Raw genomic sequence first — 19939 nt, forward strand, 5'->3', positions numbered from 1 at the left:
GCCCACAAGATCGACGCCCTGGTCTGCATCTCGAACTGCGACAAGATCACCCCCGGCATGCTGATGGCCGCCATGCGCCTCAACCTGCCGACGATCTTCGTCTCGGGAGGCCCGATGGAGGCCGGACGCCTCGACGACCGGCGGCTCGATCTGATCGACGCCATGGTCATGTCGGCCGACGCCAGATACTCGGACGAGGAGATCGCCCGCGTCGAACGCGCGGCCTGCCCCGGATGCGGCTCCTGCTCGGGGATGTTCACCGCCAACTCGATGAACTGCCTGACCGAGGCGCTGGGGCTCTCGCTGCCCGGCAACGGGACGATCGTCGCCACACACGCCAACCGCCGCCAGCTGTTCGAGGATGCCGCAGCGCTGATCGTCCGTAACGCCGAGCGTTACTACTTCGAGGGCGACGAACGCGTCCTGCCCCGCTCGATCGCCACGAAGGCCGCCTTCGAGAATGCCATGTCGCTCGACATCGCCATGGGAGGTTCGACCAACACGGTGCTCCACCTGCTGGCCGTGGCCCATGAGGCGCAGGTCGACTTCACGATGCAGGACATCGACCGTCTCTCGCGGCGGGTGCCCGTCCTCTGCAAGGTGGCCCCCAACTCCCACTACCACATCGAGGATGTCAACCGTGCCGGCGGCATTCTCTCGATTCTGGGCGAACTCGACCGCGGCGGGCTGCTCGACACGTCGGTCTGGCGCGTCGACGGACGCACGCTGGGCGAGGCGATCGCCGCGGGGGACGTACGCCGTCCGACGGCCGCAGATGCCGCCCGACGCCGTTCGCTGAGCGCCCCGGCCGGTCACTACAGCCGCGAAATGGCCTCGCAGCAGTGCTACTACGAGGAGCTCGACACGGACCGCACGGCAGGCTGTATCCGCGATCTGAACCACGCCTACTTCCGCGACGGAGGGCTGGCCGTACTGACGGGCAACATCGCCCGCTCGGGGTGCGTCGTCAAGACGGCCGGCGTCGACGAGCGGCTCTTCGTCTTCCGCGGCCGGGCCCGCGTCTACGAGTCGCAGGAGCAGGCCATGCACGGCATCCTCAACGACGAGGTTCAACCGGGCGAGGTGGTTGTCATCCGCTACGAAGGGCCCAAGGGCGGCCCCGGCATGCAGGAGATGCTCTACCCGACGTCGTACCTCAAGTCGAAGCACCTGGACAAGGTCTGCGCCCTGATCACCGACGGGCGCTTCTCGGGCGGCACGTCGGGACTCTCGATCGGGCACGTCTCTCCCGAGGCGGCCGCCGGAGGCGAGATCGCCGTCGTCCGCACGGGCGACGAGATCGAGATCGACATTCCGAAGCGTTCGATCCGCCTCGTCGTCGACGATCGGGAGCTCTCGGCCCGCATGGCCGCACAGAGGCAATTCCGACCGGCAGCCCGCGACCGGCAGGTTCCACGATCGCTGCAGGCCTACGCCCGGCTCGTAAGTTCGGCCGACCGCGGCGCCGTGCGGATCCTCGACAATGAGGAGTAACCCTCTCACAAACGGAAACCCGACCACGAAAAACATTCACGCCATGCATACTTCATCCGACGAAGCGCAACAAACCATCGACGGGGTCCGCATGACCGGATCACGGGCGCTGCTCGAATCGTTTCTGATCGAAGGGGTCGACACGCTGTTCGGCTACCCGGGCGGGGCCATCATCCCGGTCTACGACGCCCTGTACGACTACCGCGACCGACTGCGCCACATTCTGGTGCGCCACGAGCAGGGTGCCGTCCACGCCGCGCAGGGCTACGCCCGCGTCAGCGGCCGCGTGGGGGTCTGTCTGGTCACCTCGGGCCCCGGCGCCACGAACACCGTCACGGGGCTGGCCGACGCCCTGATGGACTCCACACCGATCGTGCTCATCACCGGACAGGTCGGCTCCTCGCTGCTGGGTACCGACGCCTTTCAGGAGACCAACTTCATCGGCATCACGCAGGCCGTCACCAAGTGGAACTGTCAGGTCAAGCGCGCCGAGGAGATTCCGGCGGCCATCGCCAAGGCCTTTTTCGTCGCCCGTTCGGGGCGTCCGGGGCCCGTGGTGGTCGACATCACGAAGGATGCACAGTGCGGCGTGGCGCCGTTCCACTACAAACGGGTCACCTCGATCCGCAGCTACGTCCCCGTTTCGGAGCCCGACCCCGCACGGCTGGACGAGGCGGCGCGGCTCATCGACGAGGCACAGCGTCCGCTGGTGATGGTCGGACAGGGCGTCCTGCTCGGAAACGCCGAGGCACAGTTGCGCGCCTTCCTCGAAAAGAGCGGCATGCCCGTGGCCTCAACGCTGCTCGGGCTGTCGGCCGTGCCGACCGACGCGCCGCAATACGTCGGCATGCTCGGCATGCACGGCAACTACGGACCCAACATCCGCAACCGCGAGTGTGACCTGATCGTCGCCGTGGGGATGCGATTCGACGACCGCGTGACGGGTTCGCCCGCCCACTTCGCCGAGAATGCCCGCGTCATCCATCTGGAGATCGACCCCGCGGAAATCGGCAAGATCATCCCGGCCGACGTCCCCGTGGCGGGCGACGTGCGGCAGACGCTGCCGATGCTAACCGAGCGCATCCACAGCCGCGACCACAGCGCGTGGATCGAGGGATTCCGCGTCTGCGACCGCATCGAGCGCGAACGCGTCATCGACAAGGCCCTTCACCCGGCGGGCGGACGGATCCACATGGGCGAGGCGGTCGATACGGTGGCCCGCGCCTACGCGAACGACGCCGTGGTGGTCACCGACGTCGGACAGCAGCAGATGTTCGCCGCACGCTACTTCGGATTCCGCCACACGCGCAGCCTCGTCACCTCGGGCGGCCTCGGGACGATGGGGTTCGGGCTGCCGGCCGCCATCGGCGCCAAACTGGGCGCCCCGGAGCGCGACGTGGTGCTGTTCGTCGGCGACGGCGGGCTGCAGATGACCATTCAGGAGCTGGGAACGATCTTCCAGTCGAAGGTCCCGGTGAAGATCGTCCTGCTGAACAACTCGTTCCTCGGCATGGTCCGCCAGTGGCAGGAGCTCTTCTACGACTCGCGCTACTCGTTCACCGAACTCACGAACCCCGACTTCGGGATGATCGCCCGCGCCAACGGCCTCGGCTACCGCCGCGTCGAGAGCCGCGAAGAGCTCGCCGACGCCGTGGCCGAAATGAAGGCCTCGCAGGGAGCCTTTCTGCTGGAGGTCTGCGTCGAAAGTCAGGAAAACGTCTTCCCGATGGTCCCCGCCGGAGCCCCCGCCGCGGAGATCCGTCTCGAATAAACCGCATCGGAACATGGAAACGGAACAGGAATACATCATCACCGTATTTTCGGAAAACAAGGTCGGCCTGCTGAGCCAGATCACCACGGTCTTCACCTGCCGCAACGTCAACATCGAGAGCCTGACCACCTCGGAGTCGGCCCTGCCCGGCATTCACAAGTTCACGATCGTCGTGCGCACAACGCCCGAAACCGTGGAGAAGGTCGTGCGGCAGATCGAGAAGAAGATCGACGTGCTGAAGGCCTTCGTCTATCGGCCCGAAGAGGTCGTCCAGCAGGAGATCGCCCTCTACAAGGTGACGCGCAGCAACAGCGTCGAACAGCTCGTCCGGCGCCACAACGTCCGCATCCTGGAGGTCGACACCGACTACATCGTCGTCGAAAAGACCGGCCACAAGGAGGAGACCCAGCAGCTGTTCCGCCTGCTGCAACCCTACGGCGTCCAGCAGTTCGTACGCAGCGGCACGGTGGCGGTCATCAAGTCGCGGCGCGAACTGCTGAACGAATACCTCGAGGAGCTCGAAAAGATGCGCCGACAGCCACAGTCCGAACCGTGCAATGCCTGAAAAGACGATGAGACGGGCCGGCATGACCCGCAAAACCCAATCTGAAAAAACAGTTCAACAAACCAAAACAATAAAAAAACTATGGCAAAGATCAATTTCGGCGGCGTCGAGGAGAACGTCGTAACCCGCGAAGAGTTTCCGCTGAAGAAGGCTCTCGAAACCCTGAAGGACGAAACCATCGCCGTCATCGGCTACGGCGTGCAGGGCCCCGGACAATCGCTCAACCTGCGCGACAACGGCTTCCGCGTGATCGTCGGACAGCGCAAGGGCTCGAAGAGCTGGGACAAGGCCCTGGCCGACGGATGGGTGCCGGGCGAGACGCTCTTCGAGATCGAAGAGGCCGCCCAGCGCGGTACGATCATCCAGTACCTGCTCTCGGATGCCGGACAGATCGCCGTCTGGCCCACCATCAAGAAGCACCTCACGCCGGGCAAGGCCCTCTACTTCTCGCACGGCTTCGGCATCACCTACAAGGACCGCACGGGAATCATCCCGCCGGCCGACGTCGACGTCATCCTGATCGCCCCCAAGGGTTCGGGCACCTCGCTGCGGCGGATGTTCCTCCAGGGCCGCGGTCTGAACTCGAGCTACGCCGTCTTCCAGGATGCCACGGGGCGCGCCATGGAGCGCGTCATCGCCCTCGGTATCGGCGTCGGTTCGGGTTATCTGTTCGAGACCGATTTCCAGCGCGAGGTCTACTCCGACCTCACGGGCGAACGCGGCACGCTGATGGGTGCCATCCAGGGGATCTTCGCCGCCCAGTATGACACGCTGCGCGCCCACGGTCACACCCCCTCGGAGGCCTTCAACGAGACCGTCGAGGAGCTCACGCAGTCGCTTATGCCGCTGGTGGCCGAAAACGGCATGGACTGGATGTATGCCAACTGCTCGACCACGGCCCAGCGCGGTGCACTGGATTGGTGGAAGCGTTTCCGCGACGCCACGAAGCCCGTCTTCGAGGAGCTCTACGAAAGCGTCCGCAGCGGCAACGAGGCCCAGATCTCGATCGACGCCAACAGCCAGCCCGACTACCGCACGAAGCTCAACGAAGAGCTGCGCCAGATGCGCGAAAGCGAGATGTGGCAGGCCGGCGCCGTCGTCCGCAAACTCCGCCCCGAAAACAACTGACTGCAATAGACCAAACACCCAAAACGAAGAACTATCATGTGTGGATTCGTAGGATTGTTCGACATCCGGCAGCAGTCGGATGCGCTGCGCACCCAGGTGCTGAAAATGTCGAAGCAGATTCGCCACCGCGGCCCCGACTGGTCGGGGATCTACTGCGGAGAGCGGGCGATTCTGGCGCACGAACGCCTCTCGATCGTCGACCCCCAGTCGGGCCGGCAACCCCTGTACAGCCGCGACGGAAAGCTCGTGCTGGCCGTCAACGGCGAAATCTACAATCACCGCGAAATCCGCGCCGAGCTCGCCTCGGAGTACGACTTCATGACCGGTTCGGACTGCGAGGTGATCCTGCCCCTCTACCGGAAGATGGGACTCGGACTGCTCGAGAAGATCAGCGGCATCTTCGCCTTCGCCCTCTACGACATCGAGCACGACGAGTACCTCATCGCCCGCGATCCGATCGGCGTCATTCCGCTCTACATCGGCTGGGACCGCGACGAGCAGTTCTACGTCGCCTCGGAGCTGAAGGCCCTCGAAGGGGTCTGCACAACGATCCAGCCCTTCCTGCCCGGCCACTACTGGTCGTCGCGTGAAGGCAAGATGGTCCGCTGGTACCGCCGCGACTGGTTCGACTACGACGCCGTGAAGGATAATCCGGCCGACATCGGCGAACTCCGCACGGCGCTCGAGGAGGCCGTCCGCCGGCAGCTGATGTCCGACGTACCGTACGGCGTGCTGCTCTCCGGAGGTCTCGACTCGTCGATCATCTCGGCCGTGGCCAAGAAGTACGCCGACCGCCGCATCGAAAGCGGCGGCCGCGAAGAGGCCTGGTGGCCCCAGCTGCACTCCTTTGCCGTGGGACTCGAGGGTTCGCCCGACCTGGCCGCCGCCCGCAAGGTCGCCGACCACATCGGTACCGTCCACCACGAGATCCACTACACGATCCAGGAGGGGTTGGATGCCATCCGCGACGTGATCTACTACATCGAAACCTACGACGTGACCACGGTCCGCGCCTCGACCCCGATGTATCTGCTGGCCCGCGTCATCAAGTCGATGGGCATCAAGATGGTCCTCTCGGGCGAGGGGGCCGACGAGATCTTCGGCGGATACCTCTACTTCCACAAGGCCCCCGATGCGCGGGCCTTCCACGAGGAGACCGTGCGCAAACTCGGCCGGCTGCATCTCTACGACTGCCTCCGGGCCAACAAGTCGCTGGCGGCGTGGGGCGTCGAGGGGCGCGTGCCGTTCCTCGACAAGGAGTTCCTCGACGTGGCCATGCGCCTCAACCCCGCAGCCAAGATGGCCGGCCAGGGTCGCATCGAAAAGTGGGTGCTGCGCAAGGCCTTCGAGGATATGCTCCCCGCGGAGATCGTCTGGCGCCAGAAGGAGCAGTTCTCCGACGGCGTGGGTTACAGCTGGATCGACACGCTCAAGCGCATCACCTCCGAAGCGGTCTCCGACCGCGAAATGGAGCACGCCGCCGAGCGTTTCCCGATCAACCCGCCGCAGAACAAGGAGGAGTACTTCTACCGCTCGATCTTCGAGGAGCACTTCCCTTCGCAGACCGCCGCCGCCACGGTGCCCTCCGTCCCGTCGGTGGCCTGCAGCACGGCCGAAGCGCTGGCCTGGGACCAGTCGTTCGCCAACTGCAACGACCCCTCGGGCCGTGCCGTGCTCGGCGTACACAACACCGATCTCACGCACAAGATCTGATTCCCCGATCCCAGACACAACGAAAGGATCGCCGGCCCGATGGGCGGCGGTCCTCTTTTTTTATCCGAACCCGGAACCGCACGCCTCTCTTTTCGACAGATCGGTCGGTTTCCGCTTGGCCGTGCGGGCAAATTTTCCTACCTTTGTCGAACAAAACGCTGCAAAATCTAAACTCTACCTGATATGTACGATCATGACAACCGGGTGGTCATCACCCTCGATGCCGGCGGCACGAACTTCGTCTTCGGAGCCATGCAGGCCAACCACTTCATCGTCGAACCCATCACCATGCCCTCACACGCCGACAATCTGGATCAGTGTCTGGCCACGATGGTCGACGGATTCCGGCAGATCATCGACCGGCTTGCGGAGAAACCCGTCGCCATCAGCTTCGCCTTCCCCGGCCCGGCCGACTACCCCAACGGCATCATCGGCGGTTATCTGCCCAACTTCCCGTCGTTCCGTGACGGCGTGGCGCTGGGCCCCTTCCTCGAGGCGACGTTCGGCATCCCGGTCTTCATCAACAACGACGGCGACCTGTTCGCCTACGGTGAGGCCCTGGGCGGCGCCCTGCCCCAGATCAACGCCCGTCTCGAGGCCCTCAACAGCCCCAAACGCTACAAGAACCTGCTGGGATATACGTTCGGAACGGGTTTCGGCATCGGCATCGTCGTCGACAACCGCCTCAACCGCGGCGACAACTCCTGCGTCGAGACCTTCTGCCTGCGCCACAAGAAATACCCCGACATCATCGTCGAGGACGGCGTCTCGGTCCGCGCCATCAAACGCGTCTACGGCGAACTGAGCGGCAACCCCGACCACGGTTTCGAACCCAAGGAGATCTGCGAAATCGCCGACGGAACCCGCCCGGGCGACATGGAGGCGGCCCGCAAGGCCTTTGCCGAGTTCGGTGAGGTAGCCGGCGACGCCATGGCTACGGCCGTGACGCTGATCGACGGTCTGATCGTCATCGGCGGAGGTATCACCGCCGCCCGCAAGTGGATCATGCCCAGCCTGCTGCACGAACTGCGCTCGAAGATCCACCAGCTCAACGGCAACGAACTCAACCGCGTACAGATGAAGGTCTACGATCTGGACAACGCGGCCGAATTCCTCGAATTCGCCCGCGGCGACCAGCGCACGCTCCAGGTCTACGGCACGGACCGCTACGTGGCCTACGATCCGCAGAAACGTATCGGCGTGATGATCTCCAAACTGGGCGCCAGCCAGGCCATCTCGGTCGGCGCCTACGCCTTCGCACTGAGTCAACTCGATGCACAAAACGCATAACGACATGTACAAGTTTCAACCGATTCTGAAATCCCTGATCTGGGGCGGCGAGAAGATCGCCCCCTACAAACAGATCGAAACCGAACAACACAACATCGGTGAGAGCTGGGAACTCTCGGGGGTCGAAGGCAACGAATCCGTCGTTGCGAACGGTCCCGAGGCCGGCACCAAACTCCCGGATCTGCTGGCCCGTCACGGCGCCGCACTGCTGGGCAAGGCCAACTACGAGCGTTTCGGCAACGAATTCCCGCTGCTGATCAAGTTCATCGATGCCCGGCAGGACCTCTCGATCCAGGTACACCCCAACGACAAGCTGGCCTGGGAACGCCACCACTCGAAGGGCAAGACCGAAATGTGGTATGTCGTGGCCACCGATCCCGGAGCTCATCTGCGTTCAGGCTTCTCGAAGCAGGTGACCCCCGAGGAGTATGAGGCCAGCGTCGAGAACCACACCATCACGGACATTCTGGCCGATTACGCCATCCGTCCGGGCGACGTTTTCTTCCTGCCCGCCGGCCGTGTCCACGCCATCGGCGCCGGATCGTTCATCGCCGAGATCCAGCAGACCTCGAACATCACCTACCGCATCTACGACTACGGCCGTGTAGGTGCCGACGGCAAACCCCGCGAACTGCACACCGAACAGGCCAAAGGTGCCATCGACTACACCGTGCTGCCCGACTACCGCACGCACTATACGCCGGCCCGCGATACGCGCGTCGAATTGGTTTCGTGCCCCTACTTCACCACGTCGCTCTTCGATCTGACCCGCGAGCAGACGCTCGACCTCTCGACGCTGGATTCGTTCGTCGTCGTCATGTGTCTCGAGGGTCACGGCTCGCTGACCGACGACCGCGGCGAAACGGTTCCGGTGCATCAAGGAGAGACTGTGCTGGTTCCGGCTTCGGCGCAGTTGCTGCGCTTTACGCCCGAGGGTTCGATGAAGCTGCTCACAAGCTGGATCGCCTGATGGAAGGTCCGGTATCCAAAAAGAAGAGAGGCGGAGTGAAGAACTCCGCCTCTTTTTTGTCGCAGCCGCACCGCCGACACGATCGACACGACCGTTTTCGCGATTCCACGATCACAAAAAAAGAGGCTGCCCGCGATGCGGGACAGCCTCTTTTCATATCGGACAACGTTCGACTATTCGAGCGTCGAGCCGAATGCGGCATATTCGGGATTGACCACAAACTTGCCGTTTGCAGGATCACATGTCGTGAGCGGATCGGAGTTTACCTTCGGAACAGTCACCACATCGTACGACGAGGGATGGTAAGCGGTCGAAATCTCGGAGAACATCTTCCACCCCTGACTGCCGTAGGAGATATTGTCCGAACGCTCCATATCGATCGTCGGCCAGGCCGTATCGTAATTGTTCGTCAGGGCAAAGACGGCCGGATAGGCCGTATTGATCGTGGCGTAGAAGAGATTGTTCTTGCACGAAATGCTGCCGAACTTGCTCACAACAAAGAGCGCCGAGGAGTTCACGGTCGTTCCGCTGCCACGCAGGTCGACAAACGTATTCCGTGTGACGGTCAAGGTCATATTACTCAGATCCTGATTGTTGGCCGTCAGGAAGGCGGAATTCTTCGCGCTGGCCTGCGTCGAATAAATGATGTTGTTTTCCAACGTGAGACCGGTCAGGGTCGAAAGATTGAGGCTCCCCGGATTGCTCAGATTGATGACATAGGTCGTCTCCGTACCCGTGTAACGGATCTTGCAGTTGCGAAAGACGATGTTGCCGATCGAACCGGTTCCTTTGTAACCCGTAATCAGACTCTGCTTGGCGTAGACAATCTCGCAATCCTCGAAGATCAGCGTTCCGACACCGCCGGAATCGCTGAAATTGAACATGTAATTGTCCTTCGTCACACCTTCGAAATCCAGCGTCAGATTCTTGAAGATCACCGTGCCGCCCGGATTGCGCAGCGCCAGATAACGGGACAGCGTGATCGTCGGCTTCGAATCGGCATAACGACCGATGAAGACGTTGTTGGCCTCAACAGCCAGACTCGTGGAGGGCGCCATGACAAACTTGTAATCCGCGCTCTCGTCCGCTCCGACAAAGGTGACGGTCGGCGTATTGGGGACACTGATCGTCAGATTTTCCGTCGCACCGGCATCGATCTCCAGCAAGCGGGCCCCTTCGCTCGTCTTGTCGTAGCGCACGCCGTTGATCTCGACACCGGACTCGTAGTAGTCGTTCGGATCGGCCGGAATCGCCGTTGTCGTACCCTCTGCCGTCGAGACTTCGCTCGTCAGATCGCCCGTATAGGCTACGGCAAAGATTTTATAGGTCGTTTCAGCCTCCAGTCCTTCAACCGTCACGCTCGAACCCGCAACCGTCGTCCCGTCGGCGAAGATCTTCGCGGCATCGGGAAGTTCCACGACATCAGACTTCTGGCAAATATATTTCCAGCCGTCGGCATTGGCCGAAAGCTGTGCTTCGAAGGTCAGCGTCGACTCGGTCGGAAGAGTCGTTGCGGAGAGGGCGACCGAAATGGTCGGGGCCTCCACCTCCTGACCCGTACTCTCGACCTGAATCTTCGAAATGCAGGAATATTTGCCCGTCGTGGCGAGAATGGCCACATCCTGCGACGAGTTGGCTGTGGCCCGCGTACCGAGCGTCGACGCTCCGGGAACCGGAGCCGTCACCACCAGTTCGGCCTGCTCGCTGGCCGGCTCGGTCAGATGCGCCGTCCAACCCTCGGGGCAGGTCACCACCGTCGTCTCCACACCGCGGATCTCCACCACAAAACGCTTCGTCTCACCAGCGCCGAACGTCTGCACGCCCTCCGTCGTGGTGACGATCCGGCAGAAGAAATCCTCGACAATCGGGATCTGCAGCTCCTCGCCGCCGAGCAGTTTGATATAAAGAACGTTACCCTCGGTACGCACACTGTCGAAGAACTTGTCGGTCACCGTGCCGCCAACGGCGCTGACATCCTCGCCGGCCGTATTCTTGACATTCGTCCACCCGGACTCCTCGCCCGTCGTGTTGATCTGCCAGACACCCGTCGTCTCGTCGACGCGGAACTGCGGCGTCACGCCGTCTTCGGCCACCGCATTCACATTCAAGGAGATGAAGCTCTTCCCGCCGTCGACCGTATACTGCCAGTTGCCCTGGGCATCGATCGATACCACCGGAATCACCGCCTCGGCCTCACTGCCCTGCGTCAGCGTGAGCGTCGTTCCGTTGGTCAGCTTCAAGGTGTAGGTGCCGTCGGTTTCACTCACCTCGGAGATCGTCGCACCTTCGTTGTAGAGTGCTTTCATCGCCTCGACGTTGTTGTTCAAGGCGTCGACCTGCGTCTCGAGAGCCTGAACCCGGCCCTTCAGATCGTCGATCGCATCCCACAGGTCGTCGTTGTTGTCGCACGACTGAAAGACCGCAGCCGCCGCGACGAATAACAAAATCAGATACTTTTTCATAATTTATCGTGTATTGTTTTTTATTTCAGGGAGTTCAGCCAGCCGGGAACATATCCCAGACGCTTGCGCAACTGCGCCTCATAGAGCGACTGCGGCTCGACGGCCTGTCCGTTGCTCTCGAGGTATTCGAGCTGTCGGTTGCCTTGCTCGTCCTCCTCGGAGAAGTTGACCTGCGCACCATGGAAGCCCACAATGATCGGAGGCAGCGTCTTCCACCACGGATCGTTCGTCAGCCACCAGCGGAAGACTCCGCTGAAATCATGCTTGGTGTTCGTGGCATTGAGGTTCCAGATCGTCAGATCGCGCAGGTGGTTGGGGACGTTCTTGTTGTCGCCGCCGAAGCGCCACTGCACGAAGCCGCCCGTACAACGGTCCACTAGTGTGGCCCGCGGCTGCTTGGAGTGCGACTCGAACATCGCATCAGTTCCCCACGTATTGTTCCACAACACGGTGCCCAGCGCCGGGTTCGAGACACCCGAGGCGTGATACTGGCCGGCATTCTGCAGGAAGGTGCTGCCCGGAGCTCCGCTCGAGGTGACACATTCGTAGCCGCTCGTCTGATCGATGATCTTGCCGATAAAGACGCGCGACGAGCCCTGCGAACGAACGGCCGAGTGGCCGCGGTTGCCCGTAATCCGGATATCGTAGGCCGAACAGTTGGCGCTCGAGACGATCGACAGAGCCTCGCTGACATCCTGAAAATCGACCCGACGCACCCACGAATTGGTCAAACGCATCATGTTGAGCGGTTTGTAGGCACCGTCGTCGCGCCAGTCGGCATGATGGCCGAACTGCTCTTTGGCATGGCCCACGAACGTGAGATCCTCGACACCGACGTTCTCGTAGTGGTTGTACTTGTTCAGAGTCCAGTTCCATTTCGACTCGACGGCATACAACAGCGGTTCATAAAAGGTCACCGTATTGCCGCGGACCGACCTGACCTGGTGATAGTCCTCGATATGGATGGTCTTGATATCCTCCATATCTCCCTCCACTGCATAGGGCGCCAGCTCCTGGGCCACAAGTTCGGGCGAAGAGTCCTCGAGTTTGAGCAGTACCCAGTCGCCGGTCTTCACCCCGGTGGTTCCGCTCACCTCGACGGAGAAGGAGCCCGCCGGAGCATCCGCCGTCACCTCCGAAATCAGCGACGTACCCGAATTGTGCTTGATGTTGAGCATCACGGGTGATGTCCACATGTTGGCCGGATTGCTCGGCCAGTTCTCGGCATCCATGATCAGCCGCGTCTTGTCGCGCCCGGCTCCCTTGAGGACGAAATTGCCCCCACGGATGATGATATCCGAACTCGTGTACTGATCCGCGCCGATCGGCGTATTGTCCTCCTCGTTGTGGAGCACATAGTCGCCCTCGGGGAAGTAGATGATCGCATTGGCCGACGCATTGGCCTGGTTCTTACCCTGGTCATTCTGACCGGTGAGTTTCAGCGAGGACAACAGTGCGACAAAGGCCTGACGCGAGGAGGTCCGCCCTGTCGGATCCAGTCCGTAGTCAAGCACGTTGTAGACCTTGTAGCCCAGCCCCCAGACATCGGGAGGAGCCACTTCGCCGTGTTTGTAACCGGCATACGAGAAATCGAGCAGTACGTTCTTCGCAGTTCCGGCCTCAAAATTTCGCCACGCCTCGCAGGCGTTGGCATAGAGTTCGTCGGTTAGAAGCTTCAGTTTCAGCGTCGCAATCTTCAGATACCCCTCCTTCGACGTGGCAACCACCGAGAGGGTGAGCGGTTCGCCGGAGGCCGAAGCCGTGGGCGGTGCCGTGACCGTCAGCGTCGTCTCCTCCAGCGTGGCCTTCCACCCCGCAGGGACCTGAAGCATCGCCTCGGCGACGTTCGTCTGCTCGACCTCGAACTGGCGCGTCTCGCCAAGGTAGAAGCTCTCCTCCTCGTTGTTCGTGACGATCGTCAGACCGAAGTTGTCGTAGACGGCAAACGTCCGCGTCTCGCCCGAGACGAGTTCGACGGTCAGAAGGCCCGAGGCCTCGTCGTAGTCGACCTTCTTGAAGACCGAGCTGTAACCGATCGTGACATTTTCTCCGACGGCATTAACGGCCTCACCGTTCTGCCGCAGCGGTTCATAGGTCACGCCGTCGAGACTTACCTCCCACGTGCCGTCAGCCGAAACGCGCAGTTGCGGCGTACGGCCCACGGCCTCAGTCTGGTGTTCGCCGTCGACCACGGGCCGTGCCGAAACCGGATTGCCGTCGACCTCGATCCGCGAGGGAGTCGAACCTTCGCCCACCGAGACGGTCCAGTAACCCTCGTCGTCGATCCCCAGCACGGGGACCACCGCATCGAGCTTCTCGCCCTCGATGACCGGATAGCTCGAACCGTCGCTCATCTGGATCACATAGCCCTTGTCGTTCGCCTGGACGCCGACCAGAACCTTCGTTCCGGTCACCAGCTGGTGGTAGGCCACGATGCTCGCATTCACATCGCCGACCTTCGTCTCCAGAGCCGCCACACGGTCCCGCAGCGAGTCGATCTCCTCGCGGATCCCGTCGTCCTTCTGACACGACTGCAGCGCAAAGGCCGAAAGCGCCGCAATCCATAAAAAAGGTTTATTCATAGACATCTTCAATTTAGTTTTCCTTATCATAGGGGATCCACTCCGCCAACACGCGCTCCCGATACCAGACGTCGTCGTTCTCGCGAAGCAGCACGGCCAGTTCGCCGCACAGCGAGGCGAAGAGCTCGGGGCACGCCTTGGGATCGAGCGGCTGCATCTGGTAGGGATCCCGCACGTCGTCGTACAACAGCACCCGTTTCAACGTCCCGCTGCGATCGATCGCCAGTTCCATCGTATGGGTGGCGGTCTTCAGCCCCCGGGCCTCGGGGAAGAAGCCGCGGACCATCCCCGCGGAATCGCGCTCGCCGTCGAGGTTGCGCAGATAGAGCGCCGCACGCGGACGTTCGGGCTGCACGGCATCCTGACGCAGCAGGGCCGAAAAGTCGCGCCCCTCGACACTCGCCGGGATGCGGTCGGCAAGCCCCGCCAGTCCGAGCAGCGTCGGCATGATGTCGGGCGTCGAGAGCAACAGGTCGTCCACCCGGTGGGGGACATGCCCCGGATAGCGCACCAGGAAGGGGATGTTCAGCGACTCGCGCCAGATCGAGTTCTTCGGATCGCTGGTCGAGTGGCTGGTCATCGTCTCGCCGTGGTCCGAGGCGAAGACGACGATCGTATGGTCGGTCAGACCGGCATCGTCCAAAGCCCGAAGCAACCGTCCGAATTCGCGGTCGATGCCGCTCACGTTGGCAAAGTAGTAGCGGGCGGCCGCAGCCTTGGCCATCGTCGTGTCGGCATTCGGCCGCACGAGCAGTTCGGTGAGCGACTTGTCGCGGTAGAGTTCATACCCCTCCAGGTCGCAGTCGTCGGTCGAGGCGTAGGGCGAATGGGGCGGATTGATCCCCAGCATCAGAAAGAAGGGCTTTCGGGAATCACGCCGGGAATCCCGGTTTTCAATGTACTCGATCGCCTTCGTCACCTCGTGCTGCGGCGACCACTCGTCGACATCGTGCCGGCGTCCCTCCGTATCCCAGTAGTGGGGATGCTTGTGGACGTCGTAGGTGCCGTACGAATACCAGTAGTTGAAGCCGTGGCGCCGTTCGGGAGGCGTATAGGCGTCCCACTCCGGCACGGCGTCGCTCACATAGGTCCCCGGACGCTGGGGGTTGTTGCGCGTCGGAAAGTCGACGTGCAGCTTGCCGATGTAGGCGCAGTCGTAGCCCGCCGCCGAGAAGACATCGCCGATACACTCGGCATCCTCGCGCAGCGAACTCTCCGGCCGCTCCGACATGCAGTTCAGCACCACGCCGCTCCGCTCGGGATACATCCCCGAAAGGAGCATGCCGCGGTGAGGACTGCTCAGCGGGCAGTTGCTCACCGCCTCGCTCAGCACCGTGGCCTCGCGCGCAAAGCGGTCGAGGTTGGGCGTCGAGACCGGATCGCCGCACCAGTTCACCTGCGCGGCAAATTCCGGATCGGACCAGAAACCCAGCGAGGAGTTGCGGTACTGATCCGGGAAAACATAGATCACATTGGGGCGCTCGGCCGCCGGCGTCCCCGTACAGGCCGTCAGGGCTAGCCCCGCAAACGGAAGTATTCTTCGGACTTGCATCATTTTTCAACTAATTCATGGATTTGAGCGTCACCTCACGCGTCGCCCCCTCGCGGCACGCAAAGGTCACCACCGTACGATCGCCGTCGATCTCGGCCCGGCACCCTTTGTCCGCCTCCTTCAGCGCCCAACGCCCCCGGAGCGTCACCTCCAGAAGGGATTCGCCCGAGGGGTTGTCGATCCACTCGCGCGAATAGATGCTCCGCTCGACGCGCTTGCCGTCGGCATCAAACACCTCGTCGCTCGGCCCCTCGTAGAAGCGCAGGTCGGGATCGGACACACTGACCGTCAGCGACTCCTCCCCGCCGCCGATCATCACCAGCGACGGCATCGAAACCCGTTCCAACAATCCTTCGCCGACCTCGCCGCCCCGGAAGAGCGCATAGCCGACGATATCCGTCGGCCGGTCGTGCACGATATGGGCCGTCGAATCGCACCGCAGCACCTCGTAGGGAAGTTCCCCGGCATAACAGGCCGCCTCGTCATCCGACGCATGGACCACCATCAGGTATTCGTATCCACAGCCGTCGACCGCACCGCGTCCGTGGTCGATCCACGCCGTGGCGAAGTCGTTCTCGGTCGGGGCGTCGGTCTCCTCGTGCAGCGAATGCTGGTGGCGTTTCCCGACGCAGACCCGCCCCTGCGGAACGATATAGAGGTTGCGCAGATTGTCGCGCAGAACGGCCCCCTCGGAGAGGGTTGTCTCGTAAGGGAAGTCCGTGATCCGTTCGCCGTTGACCTCGATCGCCCCGGCCGGATCCGCCAGCCAGTTCTGGAACAGCGTCGTGTGGACGCCTCCGTCGGCGCGGTTCCCGATGTCGGACCCCAGGCAGACGATGCGGTTGTCGAAGAGGAAGAACGACTTGAGGGCCCGCAGCGAACCGTTGTACTTGTCGTGGTCGTGGAGTTTCATGGCAAAGAGGCCGTCGCGTCCCCCGTGGCTCACGCCGCCGACAAACGCCTCGTCCGACAGGAGCATCTCCTCGTAGCCCGAGAAGGTGTCGACGTTGCGGATATCGGCCTTCATCTGCTCCATCGGAATCTCGAGGGCCGTCGTTCCGGGGATGTGGCACCAGTCCCACCCCTCCTGGCGGAAACCGCTGCCGAAGGCACTCACCGGATCGCCGTCGCCCAACAGCTGCAGGCTTCCGTACGTCAGGTAACGCCCGTAGTGGTTGGCCCCCTGGTAGATCTCCGCCGCCCACAGGTAGCGGCTGTGGCCGGCCACCGTGACGAGCCAGTCACCACGCCGGTGCGACAGCGATACATTGTAGCCGTAGACGTGCGTCCCTTCGGGCGACGGTTCGGCCGTAAAGCCCTGCTCCACGAAAAGACGGGCGTAGGAGTCCGCCGCCGGATTCAGACGCAGATAGGCCGCCGCCAGGTCCGAGTCGATCGGCTCCCGGCCGTCGGGCGAACCGGCCACGGCCAGCCGCGCGTAGTGCCACGGAACCAGCGCCCCCTTCCCGTCGGGATGACGTCCCGACAGGGCCAGCGGGAACGACCGCAGGTTACAGTAGAATCGCATCTCCAGCAGCGCCCGTTTCAGAATCTCGTGGCTCTCCCGACTCACGGCAAAGCGCGTCTTCGACAACAGCCACACGGCATTGACCGCCCCGCCGCTGAAGCCGTCGACGGCATAGGCCGGATAGTGGTGGCGGTGGTGGAAGACCGTGCCGTCGCTCTTGAAGCAGGGGCTCGTCCCCTCGGTAATCTTGTAGCCGTTGTCGACCCAGCGCGAGAAGGCCTCCAGATAGGCCGCCTTCCGCGGTGTGTCGGGCAGCATCACGATGCTCGCCAGACGGCCGATCAGCGACGTATTGAAGGCGTCGATATCCATGCCCGGCGTTGCGGGAGGGAGTTTCACCTCTCCGACCCCCGAGAACCACTCCATGGCCTGCTGCACGTCGTCCGCCAGCCCGGCGCGGCGCAGTACGTCACGCATGAGGACCGGCGCCGTATAGAAGTTGCGCATGCTGTAGCCCAGGTGGTGGAGCGTGCCCTGGGCACTCCCCGCCGCAAAGCCCTGATCCAGCAGATGGCGCGTCAACAGCAGATACATCCGCTCCAGTTCGGCCCGTTCGGCCGGATCGGCGGATGTTTCATGCGCCACGGCAATCTGCAGCAGAAAGTCGTTGTAGCCGCGCAGCAACTGATCGTTCGCCGCGTAGAGTTTCGCCACGTCCGGGTGGCCCAGATTGATATAGGTCTCGGCATAACGCACGAACCAGATCGGTTTGCCGCACAGCGTACCGTCCGCATTCTCGCGGATACCGTATTGTTCGAAGTGCCGGCGCAGGGTCTCCAGCGGCAGAGGTTTCTTTCCCTCGAGAAGCAGTTCGCGCAGACGCTCCCCGACCGTCGCCATGTCGCGGACGGTCGCCTCGTCGATTGACTCCGGAGCCTCCGGCATCGGATGGCGCCACGACTCCAACAGCACCAGCCAGTGGTTCGTCGTACCGGCATTGATGAACGGCGCCTGGAAGTCGGCCGTATGGTGCCGTACGTCCTGGAACGAGGAGAGGATCCAGTGGTCGAGGAAGAGTTTGCCCCGCCGGGCCCCCTCGACCGTCACGACCAGTTGATCCATTCCCTCTTCGGGCCGGCCCTGCATGTCGCGGTCGAAAGCTACCCAGGCCCCGCGCCAGCCCGTAAATCCCAGTCCGTAGTCGAACCATGCGCAGGTACGTCCCTGCTTGCGGAACTCGAAGCGCAGACTCCCCTCGACAGCCTCCGGGGCGTAGACCCAGAAGACGAAGGTCGAGACGGAGGTTTCGCGCGGATTGGGATTCTCGGACAGATAACCGATCGGTGCGTCGATGCGCAGCTGCGCACCGCGCTGCGACCACTGCCAGCAGGCCGAATGGCTGCCCAGCTTGTAGTGCTCCGCGGAGAGGGAGAGCGTCGAACCGCGTCCGGCCACCAGCGGCGCCGCAGACTCCTCGAACGAGAGAATCCGCGCGTCAGCCACCTCCCCGGCCGATTGGGCCGAGAGGGTCAGCGACCAGACAGCGGCCGCGGCAAGAAGAATCACCCTGCGCATGCGCCCACCTCCTTTCGCATCAGAACAGCGGTTCGCCCGCCTCGACGTGACCCTTGCGGATCAGCGCCTCGAGGAAGTAGTAGTCGGCGTAGTTCAGCGGCACGTCAACGTTGCTGCCGTGCGGGATGCTGCCCACCGAGTGCATCAGCAGGAAGCCGCCGTTCTCTCCCACCGGAGCCCGGTAGGCCGGCGACGAGAGCGACTCGATCATCCGGTCGGCCTTCTCCTTGTAGAGGGCGTTGTTCGTATAGGTGTACATCTCGTAGAAGGCCGAAGCCAGAATGGCGGCCGTCGAGGCATCGCGCGGCTCGTTCGGGATATTCGGCGCGTCGTAGTCCCAGTAGGGAACCAGATCCTCGGGCATGTTCTTGTCGTTGAGCACGAACGAGGCCACCTTCTCCGCGTGGTCCAGATAGCGCTTGTCGCCCGTATAGCGGTAGCAGGTCGTATAACCGTAGACGGCCCACGCCTGTCCGCGCGCCCAGGCCGACTCATCGGCATAACCCTGTGCCGTGCAGCGTCCCCGCACGTGACCGTCCTTGAGATCGTAGTCCACCACGTGGTAGCAGCTGTAGTCGTCGCGGAAGTGCTCTTTCATCGTGCGGTCGGCATGGCTCACCGCTATATTATAAAAGGTACTGTCACCCGAGAACTCCGTGGCCTTGAACATCAGCTCGAGGTTCATCATGTTGTCGATGATCACCGGGCACTGCCAGCCCCGCTCACCCTGCCAGCCGCGGTCGGCATCCCACGACTGGATGACGCCCGGCACCTCGCGGAAACGCGTCGCCAGCGACCGGGCCGTCTGCACGATCACCTCCTTGTATCCGGGGATATTCTTCAGCCGAAGGCCGTTTCCATAGCTGTCGTAGATCATGAAGCCCACGTCGTGGTGCCACTGCAGATACTGGATCGAGTCAAGGATCTCGGTATGCTTGCGTGCCCGGTCGGCCCACGCCTCGTCGCCCGTGAGTTCGTACATGTACCAGAGCGAACCGGCAAAGAAGCCGCTCACCCAGTCATCCGTCGGCACATAGTCGATGCGTCCGTTCTTGTAGGTCGAGGGTATGCGGATCACGCCGCCCGTTTCGCTCGAATCGGCCAGCATGGCGAGCTGTTGTTTGGCTACGGCCACGTTGTCGTCGATGATCGAGGTTGTCTTCGGGGCCTGCGTACAAGCAATGACTCCTCCGGCAAGCAGCGCGGCTGTCGCGCATCTTGAAATAACAGTCATAAATTCGAATTTACCGATTATAAAAATTACACATTTGTATGGAAGACAGATTTATCAACCCCTCCATTCCATTATTTTTTCACTAACCCAACCGCACTTTGTGCACAAAGATAAAATAATTTCCAGACTTACCCC

General features: G+C 62.5%; 12 protein-coding genes. 7 read left to right on the top strand and 5 right to left on the bottom strand.

Annotation, left to right across the window (positions count from 1 at the left end; translation table 11 throughout):
* From ilvD to PUQ42_RS07950, 7 genes are all read left to right on the top strand, one after another.
* The coding region (gene ilvD, locus PUQ42_RS07920) for a dihydroxy-acid dehydratase (RefSeq protein ID WP_273372693.1) at positions 1-1494 on the top strand (1494 nt) is incomplete at its 5' end.
* 43 nt (positions 1495-1537) lie between these two features.
* On the top strand, positions 1538-3265 hold the full coding sequence (gene ilvB, locus PUQ42_RS07925; protein WP_273372695.1) for a biosynthetic-type acetolactate synthase large subunit: 1728 nt from the start codon (positions 1538-1540) through the stop codon (positions 3263-3265).
* 13 nt (positions 3266-3278) lie between these two features.
* Positions 3279-3830: an acetolactate synthase small subunit gene (gene ilvN / locus PUQ42_RS07930; RefSeq protein WP_122119469.1), complete on the top strand. Its 552-nt coding sequence runs from the start codon at positions 3279-3281 to the stop codon at positions 3828-3830.
* Positions 3831-3911: 81 nt separating this feature from the next.
* Positions 3912-4958: a ketol-acid reductoisomerase gene (ilvC, locus tag PUQ42_RS07935; protein WP_087308937.1), complete on the top strand. Its 1047-nt coding sequence runs from the start codon at positions 3912-3914 to the stop codon at positions 4956-4958.
* A 36-nt stretch (positions 4959-4994) separates the two neighbouring features.
* Positions 4995-6671: an asparagine synthase B gene (gene asnB / locus PUQ42_RS07940; RefSeq protein WP_273372701.1), complete on the top strand. Its 1677-nt coding sequence runs from the start codon at positions 4995-4997 to the stop codon at positions 6669-6671.
* Positions 6672-6854: 183 nt separating this feature from the next.
* Positions 6855-7961 (top strand): ROK family protein, encoded by a 1107-nt coding sequence (locus PUQ42_RS07945; RefSeq protein WP_273372704.1) that lies wholly within the window; start codon positions 6855-6857, stop codon positions 7959-7961.
* Positions 7962-7965: 4 nt separating this feature from the next.
* Positions 7966-8931, top strand: coding sequence for a type I phosphomannose isomerase catalytic subunit (locus PUQ42_RS07950; RefSeq protein WP_273372708.1), 966 nt, complete (start codon positions 7966-7968; stop codon positions 8929-8931).
* 173 nt (positions 8932-9104) lie between these two features.
* Here the strand turns inward: PUQ42_RS07950 and PUQ42_RS07955 are convergent, their stop codons facing one another.
* Genes PUQ42_RS07955 through PUQ42_RS07975 form a run of 5 tightly spaced genes read right to left on the bottom strand, consistent with a single transcriptional unit; the run spans position 9105 to position 19804 of the window.
* A complete protein-coding gene (locus PUQ42_RS07955) occupies positions 9105-11393 on the bottom strand; it encodes a PL29 family lyase N-terminal domain-containing protein (protein WP_273372711.1) in 2289 nt (762 codons plus the stop codon).
* Between the two features lie 20 nt (positions 11394-11413).
* Positions 11414-13975, bottom strand: coding sequence for a DUF4955 domain-containing protein (locus PUQ42_RS07960; protein ID WP_273372714.1), 2562 nt, complete (start codon positions 13973-13975; stop codon positions 11414-11416).
* A gap of 13 nt (positions 13976-13988) precedes the next feature.
* Positions 13989-15527, bottom strand: a complete 1539-nt coding sequence (locus PUQ42_RS07965; protein ID WP_420534956.1) for a sulfatase family protein — start codon at positions 15525-15527, stop codon at positions 13989-13991.
* A gap of 10 nt (positions 15528-15537) precedes the next feature.
* Complete coding sequence (locus PUQ42_RS07970) at positions 15538-18570, bottom strand: chondroitinase family polysaccharide lyase (RefSeq protein WP_273372719.1); 3033 nt, start codon at positions 18568-18570, stop codon at positions 15538-15540.
* A 19-nt stretch (positions 18571-18589) separates the two neighbouring features.
* Positions 18590-19804 (bottom strand): YyaL domain-containing protein, encoded by a 1215-nt coding sequence (locus PUQ42_RS07975; protein WP_273372721.1) that lies wholly within the window; start codon positions 19802-19804, stop codon positions 18590-18592.
* Positions 19805-19939 lie beyond the last annotated feature (135 nt).

The organism is Alistipes megaguti, assembly GCF_944320325.1.
Classification (GTDB): Bacteria; Bacteroidota; Bacteroidia; order Bacteroidales; family Rikenellaceae; genus Alistipes; species Alistipes megaguti.

What these genes read in the sequence shown, in the direction of transcription:
- ilvB (WP_273372695.1), top strand. Translation starts at nt 1,538, where the DNA reads ATGCATACTTCATCCGACGAAGCGCAACAAACCATCGACGGGGTCCGC.
- ilvN (WP_122119469.1), top strand. Translation starts at nt 3,279, where the DNA reads ATGGAAACGGAACAGGAATACATCATCACCGTATTTTCGGAAAACAAG.
- ilvC (WP_087308937.1), top strand. Translation starts at nt 3,912, where the DNA reads ATGGCAAAGATCAATTTCGGCGGCGTCGAGGAGAACGTCGTAACCCGC.
- asnB (WP_273372701.1), top strand. Translation starts at nt 4,995, where the DNA reads ATGTGTGGATTCGTAGGATTGTTCGACATCCGGCAGCAGTCGGATGCG.
- PUQ42_RS07945 (WP_273372704.1), top strand. Translation starts at nt 6,855, where the DNA reads ATGTACGATCATGACAACCGGGTGGTCATCACCCTCGATGCCGGCGGC.
- PUQ42_RS07950 (WP_273372708.1), top strand. Translation starts at nt 7,966, where the DNA reads ATGTACAAGTTTCAACCGATTCTGAAATCCCTGATCTGGGGCGGCGAG.
- PUQ42_RS07955 (WP_273372711.1), bottom strand. Translation starts at nt 11,393, where the DNA reads ATGAAAAAGTATCTGATTTTGTTATTCGTCGCGGCGGCTGCGGTCTTT.
- PUQ42_RS07960 (WP_273372714.1), bottom strand. Translation starts at nt 13,975, where the DNA reads ATGAATAAACCTTTTTTATGGATTGCGGCGCTTTCGGCCTTTGCGCTG.
- PUQ42_RS07965 (WP_420534956.1), bottom strand. Translation starts at nt 15,527, where the DNA reads ATGCAAGTCCGAAGAATACTTCCGTTTGCGGGGCTAGCCCTGACGGCC.
- PUQ42_RS07970 (WP_273372719.1), bottom strand. Translation starts at nt 18,570, where the DNA reads ATGCGCAGGGTGATTCTTCTTGCCGCGGCCGCTGTCTGGTCGCTGACC.
- PUQ42_RS07975 (WP_273372721.1), bottom strand. Translation starts at nt 19,804, where the DNA reads ATGACTGTTATTTCAAGATGCGCGACAGCCGCGCTGCTTGCCGGAGGA.